We start from the raw sequence: 20,590 nt of genomic DNA, 5'->3' as shown, positions 1-20,590 counted from the left end.
AAATTGCGATTGTCTTCAAGGCAAAAGCCCCGCACAAAAGTGCGGGGCATTTTTACTTAAGAAGTAAAAATTACTTTGCAAGGAAAGTCGGGCATTGCATGCCTTCACCATAGTAATATTCTGTACCGAACATCTTGTCTCCGGTCGGGCATTCAACAGTATAACCTGCCGGGCAGTTTTCAACAAGTTCGGCATTGTCACCCTGACACATTTCTTCAATCATGTCAGCATTTGCGGTACAATTTGTTACCTGACCATTGTACTTGTAAACGCAGGCCTTGGAGCTTGCGCTAGAAGAGGAATCATCGCTACATGCGGTAAACATTGCGGCGACAGCAAATACAGACAGAAGGATAATCTTATTCATTTTTTTTCCTTGATAATTGTGATATGGTAGAATATAGCTTAAAAAAGTTTCCAGAACAAGGGATTTACGTTCCTTATTTCTTGTAAAAATTCACGAATTGTCTACGAAAAAATCCTATATGTAACAGGGTGAAACATATAGAAAATTCGGCTAAAAATACGTGGAAAATGAGGAGTGTTTGAGGGAAAGCGGTTGTTGCGGGCGGTCGGGAGTTACTTGGTTCTTTTCTACTATTTGGTTGTAAAAGATCGAGGAAAACTTTATGAAGTTTGGTTTGTTGAAAGTTTTTGCGCTTGGAGGCGTCGTTCCGCTCGCTGTTGCGCTCAATGCCTGCGGCGATGATAGTTCCACTAGCGGGTCTAGCGATGGCGTGAACCGTGGTGGTATTCCCGACACCATCGAGACATTCATGGAACTGTCGGATTACGACTGCGGCAAGAGCCAGAAGTGTGTCGCCACCTACCTGACGGAATACCATGACATGGTAGTGTGCGATGGCGAGGATGGCTGGGTCATCGGGACTCTCATCGAGAAGATGGACTGCGACTTTTCTTCATCGAGTGCCAAGTCCAGCGACAGCAAGTCCAACGATCCCGCCGAAGTGACCGACGACTCCAGCGACAGCAAGGACAATCCTTCTTCGGCAGGAACATCGACCAAGTCCAGCGCTTCCAAAGAGCCGGACTCCAGCGGCTCCGAAGGCGTGGAAGGCTCTTCCGCAAGCGTTCCCGGCGGCAGCAGCGACGCCAGCGCCTACGACGTGGTCACCGGCACGCTTACCGACTCCCGCGACGGACAGACCTACAGGACCGTGAAAATCGGTGACAAGGTGTGGATGGCCGAAAACCTGAACTACGCCTACACCGGTGTTCCCTATAAATATGGTAGTTACACCTCCGATTCCACCAGTTGGTGCTACGACAACGCCCCTGCCAACTGTGCCAAGTACGGCCGTCTTTATACCTGGGCTGCGGCCATGGACAGCGTGGGCGAGTGGAGCACAAACGGCAAGGGCTGCGGCTATCTTAAGACATGCTTGCCGATATACCCAGTGCGTGGCGTTTGTCCCGAAGGCTGGCATCTGCCGACTCAATCGGAATGGAACACCCTGTTCACGGCGGTGGGCGGTTCATCGGTCGCCGGAACAAAGCTCAAGTCTACGTCCGGGTGGAATAGTAGCGGCAACGGCACGGATGCCTTCTCGTTTTCGGCGTTGCCTGCTGGCCTCAGGAACCTCAGTGGGAATTACGACAACGAGGGCAACTACGCGTACTTCTGGAGTTCTACGGAGCACTATAGCAACACCGCGTACCGCATGTACTTGAACTACGACGATGCGAACCTGGACGTCAGCAACAGGAACCGCGGGCTTTCCGTCCGTTGCGTCAAGGATTCTGACTAAATCTCAAAAGGTTTCCCTATGAAAAACACGTTCGCGAAAAAGTTTACGGTCTGCGCCCTTGCGGGGGTGTTCGGGTTTGCCCTTTCGGCTTGCGATAATTCGTCATCGGCGGGTGGCGATGAGTTCCCTGCAGAAGTCGAGAACTTGGCGGAGCTGCATACTTATGAATGTAATGACGAAATAACAGGGAAAAAAATTTATGTCTCTGAACAAGCTCTGAATTACGAATGTGACGGCACAACTTGGCAAAAAACAAACGACAGGACCACACCGAGTTCCTCTTCGAACAAAACATCCAGCAGCTCATCCAAGAAAAATACATCGGATATAAATCCCGAAAATTTAAAAACAGCGGACTTCTTAAATCCGGGAATTTCCTATGGAGAAATCAAGGACAGTCGCGATGGCGAAGTCTATAAGACCGTAAAAATCGGGGACCAGACATGGATTGCCGAAAACCTGAGATACCGCTACAAAGGAAAAACTGCCTCTTTGGATTCTTCCAGTTTCTGTTTTGAAGACAATCCGGAAAATTGTAAAAAATTCGGACGCATGTATCTTTGGAGTGCTGTCATGGACAGTGCGGGAATTTTGAATGACGACGGAAAAGGATGCGGAAACGGAGTCATGTGCAGACCGTCTTATCCTGTACAGGGAATCTGCCCGGAAGGCTTTCACGTGCCGAACGGAATCGAATACCAAAAGCTTTTATATTATGCGGGAGCACATTATCAAAAAGTAAATACGGGCTACTATCTTCATAATGCAAATGCCTTTTACTCGGAGATAGGTTCAAACGGGAAAAAAACGACTGGAACCGATGATTACGGATTCTCTGCGATCATGTCAACTCATTCCGGGTATTACAAAACGAATTTTTCCGTCTTTTGGACTTCTGTGCAAAGAAGTTCCAAGTACAGCAAAAAATTCTATCTCAGCCCACAATATGCCGCAGTCTACGATAATGGCTCTCTGGAATCTTCCCACAAAAATTACCTGCGCTGTATTAAAACAGAAGAAGATTCCACTTATGCCATTTCCACCGATATCCAAAATGACCTTAATCGCGCTGTAGCCTGTAAAACAGACGAAGTCGATTCTTGTAAATATGGAACCCTCATCGATTCCAGAGATGGACAAAAGTACAAGACCGTCCAAGTCGGGTATATGATCTGGATGGCGGAAAATTTGAATTACCGCTATTTGCAACCGTCGGCTACAGAAGATTCTACAAGTTCCTGCTACGAAAACGATCCGGAAAATTGTAAAAAAGATGGGCGCCTCTATTCGTATAGTGCGGCGGTGGATAGCGCGGGAATTTTCAGTGATAATGGAAAAGGCTGCGGCTACGGAATTGAATATTGTCCCTATCCGGACACGGGATTTATCCGCGGAGTCTGCCCGGAAGGTTGGCATTTGCCGTCTGGTGCTGAAGTGTTGGATCTTAAATATATGGCTTACAAAAATAAGGATATCGAATCCAAAACGGAATTCAGTGCCGGCGGAGCTTTTTCACTTGGGTTAAACATCCGTCCAGTTGGAATCAAACGAGGACACTGGTACGAAGGCTATGGCGCCCTTATGTGGACAAGTTCATCTGTCGAAGAAAAATATGCCACCTATATGCAAGTACATAGTTATTTATTCGATCATGATTGGGAGTATCAGGATAAAAGTAACCACATGTCCGTAAGATGCGTTCGACATTTCGATTCTTACGAACCGACCGAACCGGATACAAAAATTTCCTTCCCGACTTTTGACGAAACCATTCCCGTCATAGACCCCTGCAAAGGCTCCGGATGCAGCGATTCCATTGTGGATGAGCGAGACGGAATAGTTTACCGAACTGTTAAAATTGGAGACCAATGGTGGATGCAGGATAACCTACGGCTTCAAGATACGACAGACACGCTTTACAACAAGTATGATAAAGAATATCCTTGGAGCGTTGCCATGGATAGTGCAGGAATTTATTCAACAGACGGCAAAGGCTGCGGCAATGGAAAGTTCTGTTCTACATCCGGCAAAGTTCGAGGCATTTGTCCAAAGGGTTGGCATTTACCGACCACAAAAGATTTTTGGACTTTGATGGCCCATGCAAGCGATAAGCCTCTAAAATGGAAAGATGATTTAAACAATCTCTATTTTAGACACACTGCAACCCAGCATACCACCCAGTATTATGGAGGTAAAGCGTTGACTTCTTGCTATTGGGCTTCCACGGAAAAATCTGAAGAAACCGCTTCCCAAATGTGCGTTTCCGCAGATGATGGATCCTTGTTTGCAAATTTTGTCAGCACGTCAGGAGGCGTCAAAAAGAATAAGGATAAACATACGGTGCGCTGCATCAAGGACTCGGATTAAATCTCAAGAGGTTTCCCTATGAAAAATACATTCGCGAAAAAGTTCACGGTCTGCGCCCTTGCGGGGGTGCTCTGTTTCGCCCTGACCGCCTGCGATGATTCGTCGTCGGCGGGAGGCGATGACGTCATTCTGAGTGGCGATAGCCGCGAAGAATCCAGTGATTCTCGCTCCAACGATAAGGATGAAGCAATCTCCAGCAACGGTAAAGTGGAGTCGAATAGGTCCAGTAGTTCGGCAAAAGAAACGAAGGACTCATCTGACACCAAGAGTTCCAGTTCTGTGAAGTCTGGAAATTCTTCTAACAGCCATAAGGGCGATTCTAGTTCGTCGGTTGGTTCTTCTTCGAGTGAAAAGCAAAGTAGCAGTGCCATGAGCAAGGTAGAGTCTTCGTCGAGTGAAGAAATGAAAAATGCATGGGATTATCTAAATCCGGACGTAGACTATGGTGAGTTTATCGATGAACGGGATGGACAAGTGTACAAAACCGTGGTTATATGCGACAGAGAATATGGCGAAAATTGTCGAATTTGGATGGCCCAGAACTTAAACTACGCCTATACCGGAGTGCCTTATAAGTACAGTGCCGACAATAGAATCTATGTTTCAGACTCCACCAGTTGGTGCTACGAAAATGATTCTTTCAACTGCGATAAATACGGTCGTCTTTACACCTGGAGTGCAGCGATGGACAGTGCCGCACAGTTCAGTGAAAATGCAGGAACTGAGTGTGGCTATATGAGATCTTGTACACCAAACAACCTGCACCGTGGCATTTGCCCTGATGGCTGGCATGTGCCTACAAATGCAGAGTATGACACCTTGTTTTTTTACACTGGTGGTTTCCTCAGTGCTAGTTGGAATTTAAAATCCGCTAGTAGCTGGTATAGCGGTTTCAGTGCTAACCAATACGGCTTCTCGGTGCTTCCTGCCGGTATTAGGGACTATAATGGCAATTTCGTCGATGAGAGATACCGCACCTACTTTTGGACTGCTTCTGCGGGTAATATGAATGACTACGCTTGGGGCAAGTGTTTCTACTATAAAGACAGTGAAGCATCAAAAGTCGGCAAACAGAAGAAAGTTGGCCTAAGTCTTCGTTGCGTCAAGGACTCAAACTAGCCCGCCGATGAATTATCAATTCCGAAATCCGAATTCATAAATCCGAATTTCCAAAAGGTTTTGCTATGAAAAATACATTCTCCAGAAAGTTTACGGTTTGCACCTTTGCGGGGGTGCTTGGTGCTGCGTTTATCGGTTGCGGGGACGACGGGTCGTCTTCGCCGAAAGGGACGGGGCTCCCCGCCGAAGTGGCCGACATGGAAGAACTCGAGACATACGAGTGCAGCATGGATGTCATCGGCGAAAAAGTGTTCGTGGAAAGCGAAGACCTTCTGTATGAGTGTGATGGTGATGCGTGGTTCAAGTCTTACGACCAGACAAAGCCGAGTTCGACTTCTACAAAGTCGTCGAGCAGCAAGAAGTCCGACGGGTCCAGCGATTCCAAGAATTCTGATAAGGACGGTTCATCGAGCAGCGACGCTACGACATCTAGCAGTTCTGCGAAGTCCAGCAGCTCGCGCCCGACGGAAATCCTTGAACCCGAAATCACCGTGAACGAGACCTGCACCGAGGTGGGCGCCTGCGACGCCATGGTCAAGACCGACATAAGTACATGGCACTTTGTTCGCAAGGACAACTTCGGCGACGATGCGGAATACACCTACACGGTGGACGGCAAGGACCTTATCGTGACCATCAAGAGTGCCGACGGCTCGACTGATTCTAAGACTTATTCTATGTATAATATGGAATCCGAAGCGGGCGTGGAGATGGCATTCAATGCCGCAAAATCGACTTGCAAGAACGGCGGCGGGAACGACAACAAAGTAAAGAGTTGCGTGAAGGATACGGTAAAGGCGTTGCCAGAATGCGATGCGAGTAGGGAAGGATTTATCGGAAAGAAGGATTCTTCGTCCTATGTAGCCTGCAAGTCGGGTTCTTGGGTCAAAGCGACTGATTTGGAAATAGAGCTGAAGTCTGCCTGTGTCAAAGATTTGCGGGGCGAGATGATGCCTGCGTATGACTTGGAAAAAATGGATTCAGTTTTTTATGTCTGCGGAATTTCAGGCTGGAGAGATGCTTGGACATTTGAAATTGCTGTAGGATCGGGGTGCACGGAATCTCTTCTAGGGGAGATTCGCTCTGTATATCCTTCGCCATATAATAGCCGTGATACAATCTACTTTATTTGTAAAAAAGCGGGCGATGATTGGCGTGAAGCGTCCTCTTTGGAAAGAAACACATACAAAAAAGAATGCCCAAAAGATTTTAAGCTGGTTCCTGGAAATATACACACCGATATGCTGTATGTCTGTGATTCTAGTTCATTTAGGGAAGCTACAGGTAGCGAGCAAGCGATTGGACTTGGCTGTACAAGTGAAAATCTTGGAGCGAAAATAGATCTTGAAGGGTATCCATTAAAATGTTATAAATTTAGTGAATCAGGCTCTTGGGGGCTAGATGATGAATCTATTGTCGAGGGAACCTTTACTGACAAAAGGGACGGTAGGGCATACAGAACTGTGACTTATGGAAGCCATACTTGGATGGCGGAGAACTTGAATTATGCTTACAAGGGTGTGAAGTATAATTATAACGGCTACACTTTTGACTCTACTAGCTGGTGCTATAACAACGATACGGACTACTGCGATGAGTATGGCCGTCTCTATACCTGGTCCGCTGCCGTAGATAGTGCTGGAATTATGAACGACGACTGCGAAAATTGTGGTTTTGAATCATCCGCTGTTCCGAAGCGGACTCCTGTACGCGGTATTTGCCCTGACGGCTGGTACTTGCCTGATTCAACGGAATGGCTTCTATTCTTGCAGGTAGCTAGTTTTTGGAACAGCTTCTCTAAAGAACGTTTACAAAGTGAAAACCTTTGGAAAGATGGTAAGGGAACTGATTACTGGAAATTTTCCGTTAAGCCATCAGGAATTAAGAAAAGTACGCTTTGCGTAGGCGATTGTTTTTATAATTTAGGCTTCAGTGCTAGTTTTTGGAGTAGCACTCCTCACGATTTTAATGAGAAAAAAGATGCTGCAATGGCTAGTATTGATCAAGTTTCAATAGGCATGGGTAGTTTTCGCCATTCAAAAACAACAGCTTACTCCGTCCGCTGCATCAAGGACTCCGACTAACCCGCCGACGGATTGTCAATTCCACACCGCACATTTCACACTTCACACTAGAATCGCGTTAGGGATGGAAGTGGCGAAGCCATTCGGACTCGCGAAGCGAGGCTGAACGGACGCACGGCTGCCTTATTCTTGCCATAAAAATTGCCGTGCGATAACGCGACAGCCCGACCCGGCGAAGCCGGGGAACGCCCAATAAATGGCTAAATTTCTAAAATTATTTAGTAGGTAAATTATTTTTCTGCTGGATAATTTATTTTGCCCAAATCTACCATAAAATTGGTCGACTAGACAAGATGGTGATAACTATGCCTACACACTGGAATTGCGCCTCGACTTCAACAGTGATAGCTACAGCGATACCGAATCCAAGGAATATGCCAATTCTGTTCGTTGCGTAAAGGTCTAGCGCAAGTTCCGTGGCTGAACATTCGCGTTAGGCCCCGCAGCCCGCATGGGGTCGGACTCGCGCGGCGCTTGCCTTGTGCAGTCGCACGGAGCGCGAGGCTGAACGAACGACTCGCTTCGCGAGTCGATAGCGCAAGGCACCGACCCCGGCGAAGCCGGGGGAACGCCCAATCATCAGGCCATGAATGTTTTGACAGTTGTGTTCTATAGGCACATGGCCATGTAGGCGGGCAGGCAAATAATTCCGTCGTCCTTGATTTCGAAATTTTTGGGGTGTATAATGTATGCCTCGCCGATTCGCTTGCGGAACTTTTCGCAGAATCTTGTCAACGATTCGTATTTGTACCGCTTGCCCGACTTGACTTCGATGGGAAAAATTTTGAAGTTCACCTTGTTGTTGTCGGTTATGATAAAGTCGATCTCGATGTCGTTCCGGTGCTTTTCTTCGTTGTAGTGGGTGTAGAAAAATGCCTTGTGTCCGTTTGCACGTAACATTTGCGCTAAGGCGTTCTCGTACAGCATGCCTTCGTTCAAGTTGAGCTTGCCGTTGAGAATTTGCTTGTAAAGTTCGTTTTCGGTCATGGCGTTTTCGCTAAAGGCGTGGCTTGCCAGGAGACCGGTGTCGCCCATGTAGCATTTTATGTAGGCTCTTTCTTCGTTAAGTGTCAGGCCTACATTAGGGTCAGTGCAGTTAAAGCATTCGTTGACGATCCTTGAATTGCCGAGCCAGAAGAAGGTGTCTGCATATTGTGCAAAGTAGGAGCCCGCCTGGATTTCGCTGAAGACGATGCGCTTTTCGTGCTGCGAAAGGAATGCGGGAATCTGGTCGAAGATTGCCAGTACGCGGGACTGGTAACGGTCCTCGATTTTCATGATGTCGTCGCGGTACAGCTTTAGAATGTCCCGCTTTTCTTCGTCGCTCCTTTGGAAGGACCGCTTTTCAAGAAACGCCGCGACGCTTTGGGGCATGCCGCCAACAAGAATGTACTCCTTGAAGATGAGCATGGCTTTTTCGTGAAGCCCTCTTTCTAGGGGAATTTTCTTTGCAAAGCAGTTCTTGATGTATTTGACCAGCATGGATTCGCCAAGTGCGTCGCAAAATTCCTCAAAGTCCATGGGGTGCATGTCCATGGCGCGTTCTTCGGAAGGTATCGTGATGTCCTTCACGTTCTGCTGTATGGAAATGAGCGATCCCGTTTCAAGGTAGTCGTAGCGCCCGTCCTTTACGAGTTTCTTTATGGATTGCCTTGCCTTTGGAAATCGCTGCACCTCGTCAAAGATAATCAGGGATTCCCTGTTGAAAAGTTCTACGCCATATTCGGTGGAAAGCACCATGAAAAATGTGTCCAAGTCCCCCAGAAGGTTGTTGAACGCGTTGATTACTGCATCGGAGACATCGTTGAAGTCGATAAGGATGTAGGATCTGTATTCGTGCCTAGCGAACTCTTCGGCGATGGTGGACTTGCCGATACGCCTTGCGCCCTCGATGAGCAGGGCTTTTTTCCCTTGGGTGGTGTTTTTCCAGTCAAGCAGCTTGGAGTAGATTTTTCTTTTGAATGCCATAAATACTCGTATTTTTTTGAGAGTGCGCAGGTATAAATATACTAAAAATTAGAGAGAGTGCGCAGGTATGAATGATGTATTTTTGATTAGAGTGCGCAGATAATCCATTGAAAACTTTTTTGAGGTGTCCTTCCCTAAAAGAGTTGACATTTTTTTTGAACACATCAAAAAAACAGCCTATATGTAACAGGGTGTAACATATAGAAAAAACAGGCAAAAAATGTATGGAAAATGCGGGGTATTTTCGAAAAATCGGTAGCTGCGGGCGGTCGGGAGTCGCTTTGTTCTTTTCTACTATTTGGTTGTAAAAGTATGAGGAAAAATTTATGAAGTTCAATTGTTTTAAAGCATTGGCTCTTGGGTGCGCAGTACCAATCTTTATGGCACTCGTAGCCTGCGGCGATGATAGCGGTTCTGGTCCATCCAAGGATGGTTCCGAACAGTCAAATCAAGACGTTTTGGATACGGTTCCGCATGAATCCTCGTTTGACAGCCTGAACGTGGGAGAGTTTTACGATTCCAAGAGCGGCAATACCTATGCTTTGGTGCGGTTCAAAACGTACCAGTGGCTCATGAGCGACATTCATTACGATACGTTCTCTGCCGGCCCCATGTGTTACGACCTGGATGATGCGAACTGCGAAAAATTCGGCATGCTCTATCGTGCTACAAAAGCGGAGAAAGCTTGCCCAGAGGGCTTTGAAATTCCATCGGAACAGGATTGGAAAGAGCTGAAAAAATACAGAAGTTCGCTAGACAAGGAACAACAGTTCGGTATGAACGTCAGGAAGGCTGGCTTTTGTTCCGAGGCCGACGACGGTGAACTGAGCTGCCAAATGCAAGGTTCGAAGTCGTTCTACCTGACAGCGAACAATACCGTATTCGTGACAAATGACGGGTTGACCGGTTCCTTTGCGCCTGCCGAGAATAACGGTTTCTATTCGCTACGCTGCATTTCTAGAACCTACATAGTGAAGTCCGTAGAAAACCTCCCTACCTGCGATAGTTCTTCTCAAATGAGCCTCGGGGAATTCTATGTGACGGATGCCCAGAGTAACTACCGCTGCAACGGCTCCTACAAGTGGGTTGACAACTTCAATAGTGATTGCGAACATGTAAGAAAGGGCTACACCTCGGTAGTCAACGACACTACCTACATTTGCAAATATGGTTCCTGGGAAATTGCAGAAATAGATGACGTGGATCTTGAGTGCGGTGCTGCCAATGACGGCTCTACAACGAAGTTCAACGGCGTTGACTATGTTTGCCAAAATGATTCCTGGCGCAAGTTTACCGCTACAGAAATAAAGCTTGGCCTATGCAATGCCGAAGCTCTTGGCTTTGTCGGCTCCATTGAAAATGACAATTACTATTGTGATTCTACAGGGTGGCGCAAAGCTTCTTTTGAAGACATTGTAGGGGAATGCAACAAGAAAAAAGAAGGGCTATATATTCCGTACAATGGAGATTATTATGGTTGCAACGATACCGGCTGGGTCCGCCTTTCTGATATTGAAATTGAATTCGGCTTTTGCACAAGCAAGATTGCGGGTGCGCTAGATACGCTAAATGAAGTTATCTATGTGTGCAACGATTCCCTGAGGTGGAGGACGGCAAACCTTGTCGATGTCTATGGCAAGTGTACAGAAACCCGCAACGGAGATTCCGCAACATTCAATGAAAATCGTTATGCCTGCGCGGACACTTCTTGGCGCGCGTTTACCACCCTTGAAAAAACTCTTGGCAAAATTTGCTATAGCAAGAGGTTCGGTTCACTGGAGAAGGACGGGTACAACGCCTATTATGTTTGCGATTCTACCGGCTGGCATTCTGCGGGGGCAAGCTACATTTCGAAGGTTCACGGGGAATGTACCGCTGACAGGGCATACGATATTGTTGACTGGACTTCAGGCGGTAACACTTCGCCAACAAGATACTACTGCTCTACAAGCGGCACCTGGTCTGTATCTTCTACGCTAGAACAGAAAATCGGCTTGTGCCAGGCAAGCAACCGTGGCGAATTCAAGGTGTATAACGGCAGTAACTACATGTGCGATTCTACGGGTTGGAGAACCGCTACAGACAAGGATTTCCTTGGAAAGTGCGACAACAGTAACCTGGGTGCGACCAAGAAGTATATCAGCAAGTATTACGGCTGTTCCGAAAAGGGCTGGGTCGTTACTACGGCGCTCAACTGGAGCATCGGGACTATGTGCATGGAAAATTTCGAGGGCAAAACGGCAACCTATGCCGGGGCAAGCATGGTATGCAACGGCAGCAACTGGGTTTTGTCTGGCGACTTGACGCAGGCCCTTGGCGCATGCGATGAAATAAACTATAGAAAGCTTGTTAATGGGCTAGACGGCCAGCGCTATTTCTGCAATGGAACGTCATGGGCTATTTCGAAGTAAGGAGTGAGACATGTTAGACAAGTTTATCAAGACTATTTGCATTGCCTTTTTATCCATTGGCTTTTTTGCTTGCAGCGAAAGTTCTAACAGCGCACTAGATGAAGAGGAAATTTCGTCTGGGCTTGAGTCCTCCGACAGCGATTCCCCGGAATCTAGCAGCGACTCTAAAAGCAGTTCTTCTACAAAGTATTCTTCGACTACGCATATCGATATTTCTGAAATTAATATCGATGAGGGCTTTTACCTGGATGAAAATACAGGCATCAAGCACAAGACGGTTACGGTCGGCCCGTTTGTTTGGCTTGCAGAAAACATTTCGGTAAAGCCGAAGGTCATCAACAGCACCTGCTACGGTAACGATGAAAAGTCTTGCGAAAAGTACGGCAGACTTTACAGGCCGTTGGATGCGGGGGAGCTGTGCCCGGGCAACTTTAGGCTACCGCTCAAAAGCGAATGGGAATACCTTGTGCGGAATGGAAGAATTTTTGATGAAAAGTTTGGAATTACGCTTGGCGGATTCTGCAATACTTCGGATTCCTCCGGTTGCGTTGGCGCTGATTCCGTAGGAGCATTCATTACGGCAAAGAACAAGGCCTTCCATATTTCGAAGGATTCAAGCTACGCAACGGAGCAGGATAACATGACCTACTATTCGCTGCGCTGCATGAAATACGCCCATGTGGTTGCAAAGTTCGATGATCTTCCAGAATGTGACGACGAAGCGCGTACCCTTGTGGATTCTTTTTATGTATGGAGCATAAAAGACGATCTGCATTGCGGGGAATATGGTTGGAGGCCAGTTTATTCTTCGAGTATCTTTGTAGACCACTGCGACGATGCCGGTGCGCTGTTCAAGAGCGATACTGCCATATTCGTTTGCAGGAGCAAGCGCTTTTACAAATCCGAAACATGGTCCTACGCAGCACCAGTCGATCTTTACGACTGCGATGATTCCATGCGTGATTCCGTCATGACGATAGGCCCCATAACGCAGGTCTGTGAAGAAGATGGCTGGAGATCGCTCGAGGAAATTGAAAAAGTCCATGGATTCTGCAAAAAGCCCAGCCAGTATAGGACGGAAATGTTCCAAAACCTTCCATATACCTGCGATGAAAACGGCTGGAACTTGTCGCTGCAGACAATCTTGAGTTCCTCTTCGATCAATATTTATTCCAGTTCTTCAAACCCGGCGAGCTGCACCAAGGAACTTTCTGTAAAGGTTGACGGCAATACGGCAATGCGTTGCGAAGCCGGGAGCTGGGTCGCCATTTCTGACACCGTTTACCTTGGCGTTTGCAACCAGGCGAAAATGAACAAGGTTACCGCAATCGGAACCAAGTCTTACCAGTGCCGCACCTACGGCTGGCAGCAGCTTAGCAGCATTGAACAATCCATTGGCGCATGCACCGACACTACCTTCGGCAAAATCAAGACGTACAGGGACACATCCTATTTGTGCAGAATCGAGGTTCCGTCATCGCAGTCGCAAAACGTACAGTTCTCCTGGGGGAAAATAACAAACGATGTAGCTTCTCTTGGGGCATGCACTGCTGACCTTATCGGCACCATAAAGAAAACTGCAAGTGGAATTTCTTACAAGTGCACGAGCAATTCATGGGTTGCCGCTACGGTAAGCGATGTTTATGGAAATTGTTCTTCGACAAAAACTAAACTGTCGGGCGTTTTCAACGGAGTCGAATACATTTGCGACATTGACCGCGGATCGTACCAGTGGTATGCAATGCAGCCGATTGACTCGGTAGCAGGCTACTGCGCAAAACCCAGGGCAAACTTGCTGATTAGCTACAAAGACGTGTACTACATCTGCTCTGGAACCCCCGACCCTAACGTTTGGAAGGAAGCTACAAGGGAAGAAATACTCAAGAAGTGCACAACTGCGCTGGAAGGTGCTATTTATTCCGACTCAATGGTTACCGCCAAGTGCACGGCCAGTTCATGGAAGGCTGTTTTGACCGAAACCCTCAAGGACCCTCGCGATGGAAACGTTTACTACACAACTACTTTTGACGGAAAGACCTGGATGGCCGAAAACTTGCGCTACAAGGGCGCTGGAGTAGATCGTTTCTGGTATCCAAGCGACAACATCAAATATGAAAGCAGGGGCCTCCTTTATCAATGGCACACTGCTATGCAGCTTGATTCCATCTACGACAAGACCATCCTTGGATATGACCAGATAAAGCCACAATGGCAGGGACTTTGCCCGGCAGGGTGGCATATCCCGGATGAAGACGAACTATCGTCGCTTAGAAGAGCTGTGAACAATTCGAAAATTCCTGTATATGCAATCGGCCTGAAAGTCGCAGGGACAGGCTTCCGTTACCAATGGTATCGTAACGGCATTGATGTTGTTACAGGTTTTGAAAAGATAGATACTACCGGCTACTTTTGGGGAGCTAGCTTTGCTAACAGCAAAACTACGATAATTTCAAATGTTGTGGATTATGACAATTTTTCGACCACAACTCCAGAAATGTACATGCTCAACAGCAAGGTTTTCGCTCATGGCGTCCGTTGCGTCAAGGACTACTAGGGAGGTTGAAAAATGAAGAGCTATCTTAAATTATTTTTCATGACAGCATTGCTCTTTACCTTTGCTGCATGCAGTGATGACAGCGCAAGCAACAGTGGCGAAGAAAACCCGGAATCCTCCAACGACCTTGAACAGGAATCTTCCTCATCGGCTCAGAGCAGTTCCTCTTGGAAGGAACTTTCTTCGGCGGTGGTCATTGACATTTCGCAGTTCAAAAATGACGATACCACGGTTGTCGATTCCGTAAACAACGCCGTTTACAGTACAGTCGTTATTGGGCCCTACAAGTGGATCAAGGAAACCATCCGTATCGAAAGCGAAAGCGTCAAGAGCACCTGCTACGACTATGATGACGGCAATTGCGAAAAATACGGAAGGCTCTACTACAACAGGTATAGCATTGGCAAAGTATGCCCCAAGGGATACAGCCTTGCAAGCAGGGGAGCATACTCCTATTCGGCGGCAAAGCTCGAACTATCTACCGGCGGCTACTGCCAAAAGAACGATACGTTGGCCTGCAAGAACCTTGGAACCTACGGCTACTATAAAACAGGCGACGGCTATGCGTTTGTCATAGACTCCCTTGGCAAAAACTTCTTTGAAGATGATTCTTCAAACGGTTTCTATTACGCCAAGTGCGTAAGGCCGCTCGGCATTGTGGCAAAGTTCAACGAGCTCCCTGCATGCGAAAGCTACAACCGCTACGAAAACGTCTTCGTGGCAGAAAAAGATTCCAGCTATGAATGTGGCAGTGACAGCTGGCATGCTGTTACAGGCACATCCGCAAAGGCATGTTCCGATACCTCGGCCAGGTTCTGGTATGCAGACACAATGCTCGTTTGCTCCAAGAACGGATGGAAGGTTGCCGGTCCTACAGAAATTGGCGAAGTTTGCCAGCCCGAAATCCGCTATAAGCAAGTGGAAATCAGCGGACGCACCTACGTTTGCGAAAACTGGTACTGGACGGAACTTGTCGGCCTCAATAAGGAACTTGGCTATTGCTACCAGGATATTTATGGAAAACTGGATACTGCAAAAACTGGGGAAGTCTATGCATGCCACGGCAGTTCCTGGGAAAAGCCATACATCAATGACATCTACGGAAAATGCGACAGCAGCAATGTTGGCCGAGTCGTTACATTCGATTCTGTACAGCAAGTGTGCCCGTCAGCACAGCAAGGCTGGAGACAGCTGACCGAAATAGAAAAGGAAATTGGCCCGTGCACCGATTCAAGCTACCATAAAGTCGTGCTGTACGAAAAAGACACCACGGTACGCGTCTGCGAAAAGGGAACCTGGAAACTCGGAGACTACACATGGGTCTTTGAAACATGCAATACAAGCAACCGCGACATACTCGATACTTTGTTCGGGACTCCGTACAAGTGTCTGAATTCCACCTGGAAAAGACTGAGCGACTTGGAAAGGCAAATTGGACCTTGCCTGAACAAGAACAATGGCGAACAGGTTACGGTATCGGATACGGTATTCCTTTGCAGCGGCGGACAATGGACCAAAAAGACAAGCCCAGGTAGTTCCAGCAGTTCTGTAAAAAGTTCCAGCAGTTCCGCCGTGAGCTCTAGCAGTTCAATACAAACCATGCTCTCGGTTCTTGGGGAATGTAATTCCGCACGCATTGGCGTGCTCGTTGACAACGGACTCAACAAGACAAAGTGCACCGCAAACGGTTGGGAATACCCCTATGGAACATTAACGGATTCTCGCGACAACCATGTTTACAGAACAACAGAAATCGCCGGACGCACATGGATGGCCGACAACTTGAAATACAACGGCAGCGATGTTGATGAAAGCTTGTGCCCTGGCCTTGCCGAAAGCAACTGCGAAAGCATGGGCCGTCTCTACAAATGGCACACAGTCATGAAACTCCCTGAAAATATCGACTATTCACTGCAACAGGATTCCACACAGTATCTGAAGGCTCAAGGAATTTGCCCGACTGGCTGGCACGTTCCGTCGTATGAAGAGTGGAATGACCTGGCGAATGCCATTGATTCTACGGTAGGTTCCTATTCAAACTACAATGACTATGTTGGTTTCCCTAAAATGCTGTCAGGGTATATTTCAGAAACCGAGATGGCAACTGGGTATTTGAAAGATTCGTATTTCCGCTCCTCGACAATTTACTTAGCCGCTTCGGATTATTCATACTTAGGCGCTTCAACCTCGGATCATTCATACAGCATGAATTCCAGTGCTAGACTGCATGCTTCATCAATGTCACGAAGCGCATCACTTTCTCTCCGTTGCATCAAGGACTGATCAAAATAAACTTTTTGCGTCCACTTTCCTTACAACTGCAAAATGCAAAAGTCAAGCAGGAGACCATCAAAAATAGTCTATATGTAACAGGGTGTTACATATAGAAAATTCGGCTAAAAACGCGTGGGAAATGTGGGGCGTTTGAGGGAAAGCGGTTGCTGCGGGCGGTCGGGAGTCGCTAGGTTCTTTTCTACTATTTGGTTGTAAAAGATCGAGGAAAACTTTATGAAGTTCGGTTTGTTGAAAGTTTTTGTGCTTGGAAGCGTTGTTCCGCTCGCTGTTGCGCTCAACGCCTGCGGCGATGACTCCAGTTCCACCAGCGGGCCTGTAAACAACGACGGTTACCGCGGCGGCATTCCCGATACGGTTGAGACTTTCGTGGAACTGTCGAACTACGACTGCGGCAAGAGCCTGAGGTGCGTTACAACCTACCTGGTAGAATACCACGGCAAGGCTGTGTGCGATGGCGAAAATGGTTGGGTGTTCAGCCCACTTGTCGAGAAGATGGGTTGCGACTTTTTCACGGAATCCGGCCATTTCCGCGAAGAAGAATTCTCGTCCTCTTCAACCGAGCTCGTCCCCGACCCAAATTTGGAAACTGAAGAGTCCAGCGTCAGTTCTAGCAAAGGCGCATGGGCTTACTTGAATCCTGACATTGACTACGGTGAGTTTACTGATGCACGCGACGGCCAGGTCTATAAGACCCTCTCTACCAGCACCCAGACCTGGATGGCCCAGAACTTGAACTACGATCCGGGTGATGTTTCTGACATGGGCGAATACGCATGGAGTGGATGCTACAACAACAAGGCGGATTCCTGCTCCAAATACGGTCGCCTTTATACCTGGCAAGTCGCCATGAATAATGCAGATTGTGCTCATGGAAAGGAATGCAAGCCAAACGGCTTTGTTCAAGGAGTTTGCCCAAGCGGCTGGCATTTGCCGAGCCTCTATGAGTATGAAGTACTTATCAACAACTTCGATTCTAAATTCGGTTATAACCACACTATTGAAGCACTTTCGTCAACAGCGGGCAAATATCTCAGGTCTATGACAGGTTGGGATTCTAGCGGCAATGGAACTGACTCCTCTGGCTTCTCTGCGCTCCCGGCTGGCTACAGGAACTACCATGGCGATTTCTACGATGCCGGTCGTTATGCCACCTTCTGGTCTGCTAGCGAGTTCAACAGTACCGACGCCTACTACCTACGCTTGTACTACAACATGGACGATGTCATCCTGAACTACCGCGATAAGGGCAATGTGTTCTCTGTTCGTTGCTTCAAGGACAACTAATCAATCCTTCAGGCAGCGAACATTGGCATAATCATTTGAAGCCATTTCATAGGACCCTGAGTGCACAGTATATATAAGATACTCTATTTCTCCAGAAGTCGATTCCTTCTCCGAGGAAGTCCATAAGCAAGCCTCAAGCTCCAAGCTCTGGAATTTCAGCGACCCATCCGTTTTTACAGTAACAGAACCCGTTGGATAAAGATTAAAACTATAAGGATCCGTTAAACTCTTATAGTAAACAGAACTCCAACCTTCGGCAGATTTCAAGGACGAAGCCGTTTTCCCCGTATGAGCATACAAATCCTCATAGTCCTCGGCCGTTGGCAGATGCCAGCCTTCTGGGCAGATTGTCCTAGACTCACTTTGTGAATACATTCTACCGTATTTTTCACAATTGCTTTCTTCGTTATCATAACAATAACTTGTGGATGCGCCCTTATATTTCAAATTGTCGGCCATCCAGGTCTGCGATCCAATTGTCGCAATCTTGTAAACATGATCATCTCGAGAATCCGTAAGACTTCCAGTCACGACTGTGGCTGGATCTACGACGTAGTTTGCAAATTCAGTAGCAGTACCCTTTATGCAACGCAGAGACATGAAAGCACTTTTTTGGGTTTGCATGAATTGAGACCAAGATCGTTCCTTGACAAGCAACCATACCCATGCATTCCAATCATATTCCGTGGTCATGATAAAAGTTGCCACAGCTCCAAATGAGCCTGCATCGGAACTATACGCAGGATTATAGAGACCTCCAGCAGGCAAAGCGCTAAATCCATAATCATCCGTTCCAAACATTTCTTCCGTCGTAGCTCTTTCTCCGGCCACATCCTTCCCACCCATTTCTTCTTCAAGAATTTCAAAGTCATCTAGATTCGGGATGCGCCAGCCGTCGGGGCAAATGCCCTGGATGTTTCGACCGGGATTGCAGATATCCATTCCTCCACAATCTTTTACGCCCTTTCCAAAAACATCCGCGGAATCCACAGCAGCGGACCAGGAATACAATCTGCCGTACTTTTCACAGTTGGCCGGATCTCCTCCCGGGCAGTAGCTAAGTGAATCCAATGTTTCTGTAGAAACCAGGTAGGCGTAGTTCAGATTTTCAGCCATCCATGTTTGGTCTCCGATCTTCACAGTTTTATACACATGGCCGTCGCGTTCATCTACAAACAAGGTGGAAGCAACTTCCGCAGGTTCCTCATCTTCAGGATCCTCCGGGGCGTAGAATTCAGCGATGCAGCGGTTCTTCATTTTCTTGGCGGTGCCTTGCAAATATTCGTTTGCGGTAACCTTCGGCTTGAATTTTACAACACATATCAAATGGAGAATGGTGCATTTGTCCAGCTTGAATAGGTCTGTGACGATTCCGTCGTTTTCGGAACAGTAATCCACAAAGGCCGTAGAATCGGCCTGGCAGTTTGCCACGGCGCTGTCGCCTTCGTAGGTATTGTTCAGATGGTCTTCCACCACGGCGTCCAGGGAATCGCGGCTCAAGAATTCCGTATGCGCATCTTTCTTGTAAACGCGAGTCAGGTTCATGCGGACACCATTCTGTTCGGTATACAGATCTACGGTGCAGGCATCTTCCACTGTCTTGCCAGTGTGTTTGTAATAGGAGTTGCCTGCCGTCGTAAACTGGATTTCGTACCAAGACTTGCCAAATTCAGCGTTGTTAACCTTTCTCAAAGCCACAGGGGACGCAGGTTCCCATGTCATCAACAGCGCATAAGCCGCGCTATCCAAATTGGTCGCGTTCTGTTCCTCTGTATAGCCGTTTGCAACTTTCTTCTCAGAATCGCTACAGGCGGCAAAGAACAAGAAAGTCCAACAAAAAGCGAGAATCATTCCCAAAGAAAACTTCATTATTCAATCTCTTTTGTCACCGGAAACAGTTGCAAGTTCAACCTGTAAATCCGGTCACACTCCTCTGCGGCCGAGACAATTGCGGCGATTTTCTTGCGGCAAGAGTCAAGTTCATTCACAATCTGATCATAAGCAGCCCGATTTACGGAAAGCGTCATGCCAGAAAAATTACGGTCACTTACGGAGAAATTATCTACAGCCTTCTCTGCAAAAAATGCCATTTGTTTATGCATGTTGCGAATGGCCTTCGGAATCTTTTCCGAGGAACCAAGAATAGCCTTATCGGTCTGCACATAACTTTTCTTGTTCTTTTTCAGGAAGCCAGCCTGAACCATGAAATCCAGAGATTTCCTCACATCCTCCGAAGACACATTCTCATAGAACAGGCTCGCGATTTTTGCAGGTATCGCAACCGCTACTCTAGGGGCAAGTTCCCTTAGTATCGGATTCCACCAATCTTTATAATAATCATAAGCGTCGTCCCCTACAATCCGAACTTTCTCGTCCTTCGCTATAGCCTGCATATGCTCATAGGCGACTTGTTTTCTGCGTTCTACCGAAGTGTTGCAATAGGAAACCAATGCTAAGAAGTACGATGATTGAACTTTAGAAAGTCCCATGACCTTTGCAAGGCGGATCGCGCCGACACTACTCAGCTTCGACTTCCCGTCACAAACTAGTTTTAAGAACCTTGGAGAAGCATAGCCAGCCATTTTATTGAAACCGCGCCAGGACAAGCCGGTCATCAACTTGCGTTCTTCGTAGAAATCCCTAATGTAAAGGCGATAATCGTTGTAGTCAGAAATCGGTTTCATGGAGCGTTCCAAATTTATGTTTTTAAGCAATAAATTTCAATTTTATTACAGAGGA

General features: G+C 47.3%; 12 protein-coding genes. 8 read left to right on the top strand and 4 right to left on the bottom strand.

The window, feature by feature from the left end; genetic code table 11:
* Nucleotides 1–70: 70 nt before the first annotated feature.
* Nucleotides 71–367: a hypothetical protein gene (locus tag MMG03_RS07620; RefSeq protein WP_073158317.1), complete on the bottom strand. Its 297-nt coding sequence runs from the start codon at nt 365–367 to the stop codon at nt 71–73.
* A 262-nt stretch (nt 368–629) separates the two neighbouring features.
* Between MMG03_RS07620 and MMG03_RS07615 the strand changes: the two genes are divergently transcribed.
* The 4 genes from MMG03_RS07615 (at nt 630) to MMG03_RS07600 (ending at nt 7,339) form a co-directional block, all read left to right on the top strand.
* Complete coding sequence (locus tag MMG03_RS07615; protein WP_249269306.1) at nt 630–1,769, top strand: fibrobacter succinogenes major paralogous domain-containing protein; 1,140 nt, start codon at nt 630–632, stop codon at nt 1,767–1,769.
* 18 nt (nt 1,770–1,787) lie between these two features.
* Nucleotides 1,788–4,136, top strand: a complete 2,349-nt coding sequence (locus MMG03_RS07610) for an FISUMP domain-containing protein (RefSeq protein WP_073284448.1) — start codon at nt 1,788–1,790, stop codon at nt 4,134–4,136.
* A gap of 18 nt (nt 4,137–4,154) precedes the next feature.
* Nucleotides 4,155–5,255 (top strand): FISUMP domain-containing protein, encoded by a 1,101-nt coding sequence (locus tag MMG03_RS07605; RefSeq protein ID WP_073284451.1) that lies wholly within the window; start codon nt 4,155–4,157, stop codon nt 5,253–5,255.
* 65 nt (nt 5,256–5,320) lie between these two features.
* A complete protein-coding gene (locus tag MMG03_RS07600) occupies nt 5,321–7,339 on the top strand; it encodes an FISUMP domain-containing protein (protein WP_073284454.1) in 2,019 nt (672 codons plus the stop codon).
* A gap of 609 nt (nt 7,340–7,948) precedes the next feature.
* On the opposite strand, the gene MMG03_RS07595 is transcribed toward MMG03_RS07600, so the two are convergent.
* Complete coding sequence (locus MMG03_RS07595; RefSeq protein WP_249506008.1) at nt 7,949–9,307, bottom strand: ATP-binding protein; 1,359 nt, start codon at nt 9,305–9,307, stop codon at nt 7,949–7,951.
* Nucleotides 9,308–9,633: 326 nt separating this feature from the next.
* Here MMG03_RS07595 and MMG03_RS07590 point away from each other — a divergent pair, with 326 nt between their 5' ends.
* The 4 genes from MMG03_RS07590 (at nt 9,634) to MMG03_RS07575 (ending at nt 17,851) form a co-directional block, all read left to right on the top strand.
* Nucleotides 9,634–11,718 carry an FISUMP domain-containing protein gene (locus MMG03_RS07590; protein ID WP_249506007.1) on the top strand — a complete coding sequence of 695 codons (2,085 nt, stop codon included), beginning with the start codon at nt 9,634–9,636 and terminating at the stop codon, nt 11,716–11,718.
* Between the two features lie 10 nt (nt 11,719–11,728).
* Nucleotides 11,729–14,272 carry an FISUMP domain-containing protein gene (locus MMG03_RS07585; protein WP_249506006.1) on the top strand — a complete coding sequence of 848 codons (2,544 nt, stop codon included), beginning with the start codon at nt 11,729–11,731 and terminating at the stop codon, nt 14,270–14,272.
* 39 nt (nt 14,273–14,311) lie between these two features.
* Nucleotides 14,312–16,555, top strand: coding sequence for an FISUMP domain-containing protein (locus tag MMG03_RS07580; RefSeq protein WP_249506005.1), 2,244 nt, complete (start codon nt 14,312–14,314; stop codon nt 16,553–16,555).
* A 225-nt stretch (nt 16,556–16,780) separates the two neighbouring features.
* A complete protein-coding gene (locus MMG03_RS07575; RefSeq protein WP_249506004.1) occupies nt 16,781–17,851 on the top strand; it encodes a fibrobacter succinogenes major paralogous domain-containing protein in 1,071 nt (356 codons plus the stop codon).
* Here the strand turns inward: MMG03_RS07575 and MMG03_RS07570 are convergent, their stop codons facing one another.
* The gene (locus MMG03_RS07570; RefSeq protein ID WP_249506003.1) at nt 17,852–19,720 is read right to left on the bottom strand and encodes an FISUMP domain-containing protein; all 1,869 of its coding nucleotides are present in this window, start codon (nt 19,718–19,720) and stop codon (nt 17,852–17,854) included.
* A complete protein-coding gene (locus tag MMG03_RS07565) occupies nt 19,720–20,535 on the bottom strand; it encodes a TIGR02147 family protein (RefSeq protein ID WP_249506002.1) in 816 nt (271 codons plus the stop codon). Before MMG03_RS07565 ends, MMG03_RS07570 begins: the two co-directional genes overlap by 1 nt.
* Nucleotides 20,536–20,590: the final 55 nt, after the last annotated feature.

The organism is Fibrobacter sp. HC4, from assembly GCF_023373925.1.
GTDB lineage: Bacteria > Fibrobacterota > Fibrobacteria > Fibrobacterales > Fibrobacteraceae > Fibrobacter.
This window is presented reverse-complemented; position numbering and strand designations above follow the sequence as displayed.

Coding starts and splice junctions, on each gene's coding strand:
- MMG03_RS07620 (WP_073158317.1), bottom strand. CDS start 367: ATGAATAAGATTATCCTTCTGTCTGTATTTGCTGTCGCCGCAATGTTT.
- MMG03_RS07615 (WP_249269306.1), top strand. CDS start 630: ATGAAGTTTGGTTTGTTGAAAGTTTTTGCGCTTGGAGGCGTCGTTCCG.
- MMG03_RS07610 (WP_073284448.1), top strand. CDS start 1,788: ATGAAAAACACGTTCGCGAAAAAGTTTACGGTCTGCGCCCTTGCGGGG.
- MMG03_RS07605 (WP_073284451.1), top strand. CDS start 4,155: ATGAAAAATACATTCGCGAAAAAGTTCACGGTCTGCGCCCTTGCGGGG.
- MMG03_RS07600 (WP_073284454.1), top strand. CDS start 5,321: ATGAAAAATACATTCTCCAGAAAGTTTACGGTTTGCACCTTTGCGGGG.
- MMG03_RS07595 (WP_249506008.1), bottom strand. CDS start 9,307: ATGGCATTCAAAAGAAAAATCTACTCCAAGCTGCTTGACTGGAAAAAC.
- MMG03_RS07590 (WP_249506007.1), top strand. CDS start 9,634: ATGAAGTTCAATTGTTTTAAAGCATTGGCTCTTGGGTGCGCAGTACCA.
- MMG03_RS07585 (WP_249506006.1), top strand. CDS start 11,729: ATGTTAGACAAGTTTATCAAGACTATTTGCATTGCCTTTTTATCCATT.
- MMG03_RS07580 (WP_249506005.1), top strand. CDS start 14,312: ATGACAGCATTGCTCTTTACCTTTGCTGCATGCAGTGATGACAGCGCA.
- MMG03_RS07575 (WP_249506004.1), top strand. CDS start 16,781: ATGAAGTTCGGTTTGTTGAAAGTTTTTGTGCTTGGAAGCGTTGTTCCG.
- MMG03_RS07570 (WP_249506003.1), bottom strand. CDS start 19,720: ATGAAGTTTTCTTTGGGAATGATTCTCGCTTTTTGTTGGACTTTCTTG.
- MMG03_RS07565 (WP_249506002.1), bottom strand. CDS start 20,535: ATGAAACCGATTTCTGACTACAACGATTATCGCCTTTACATTAGGGAT.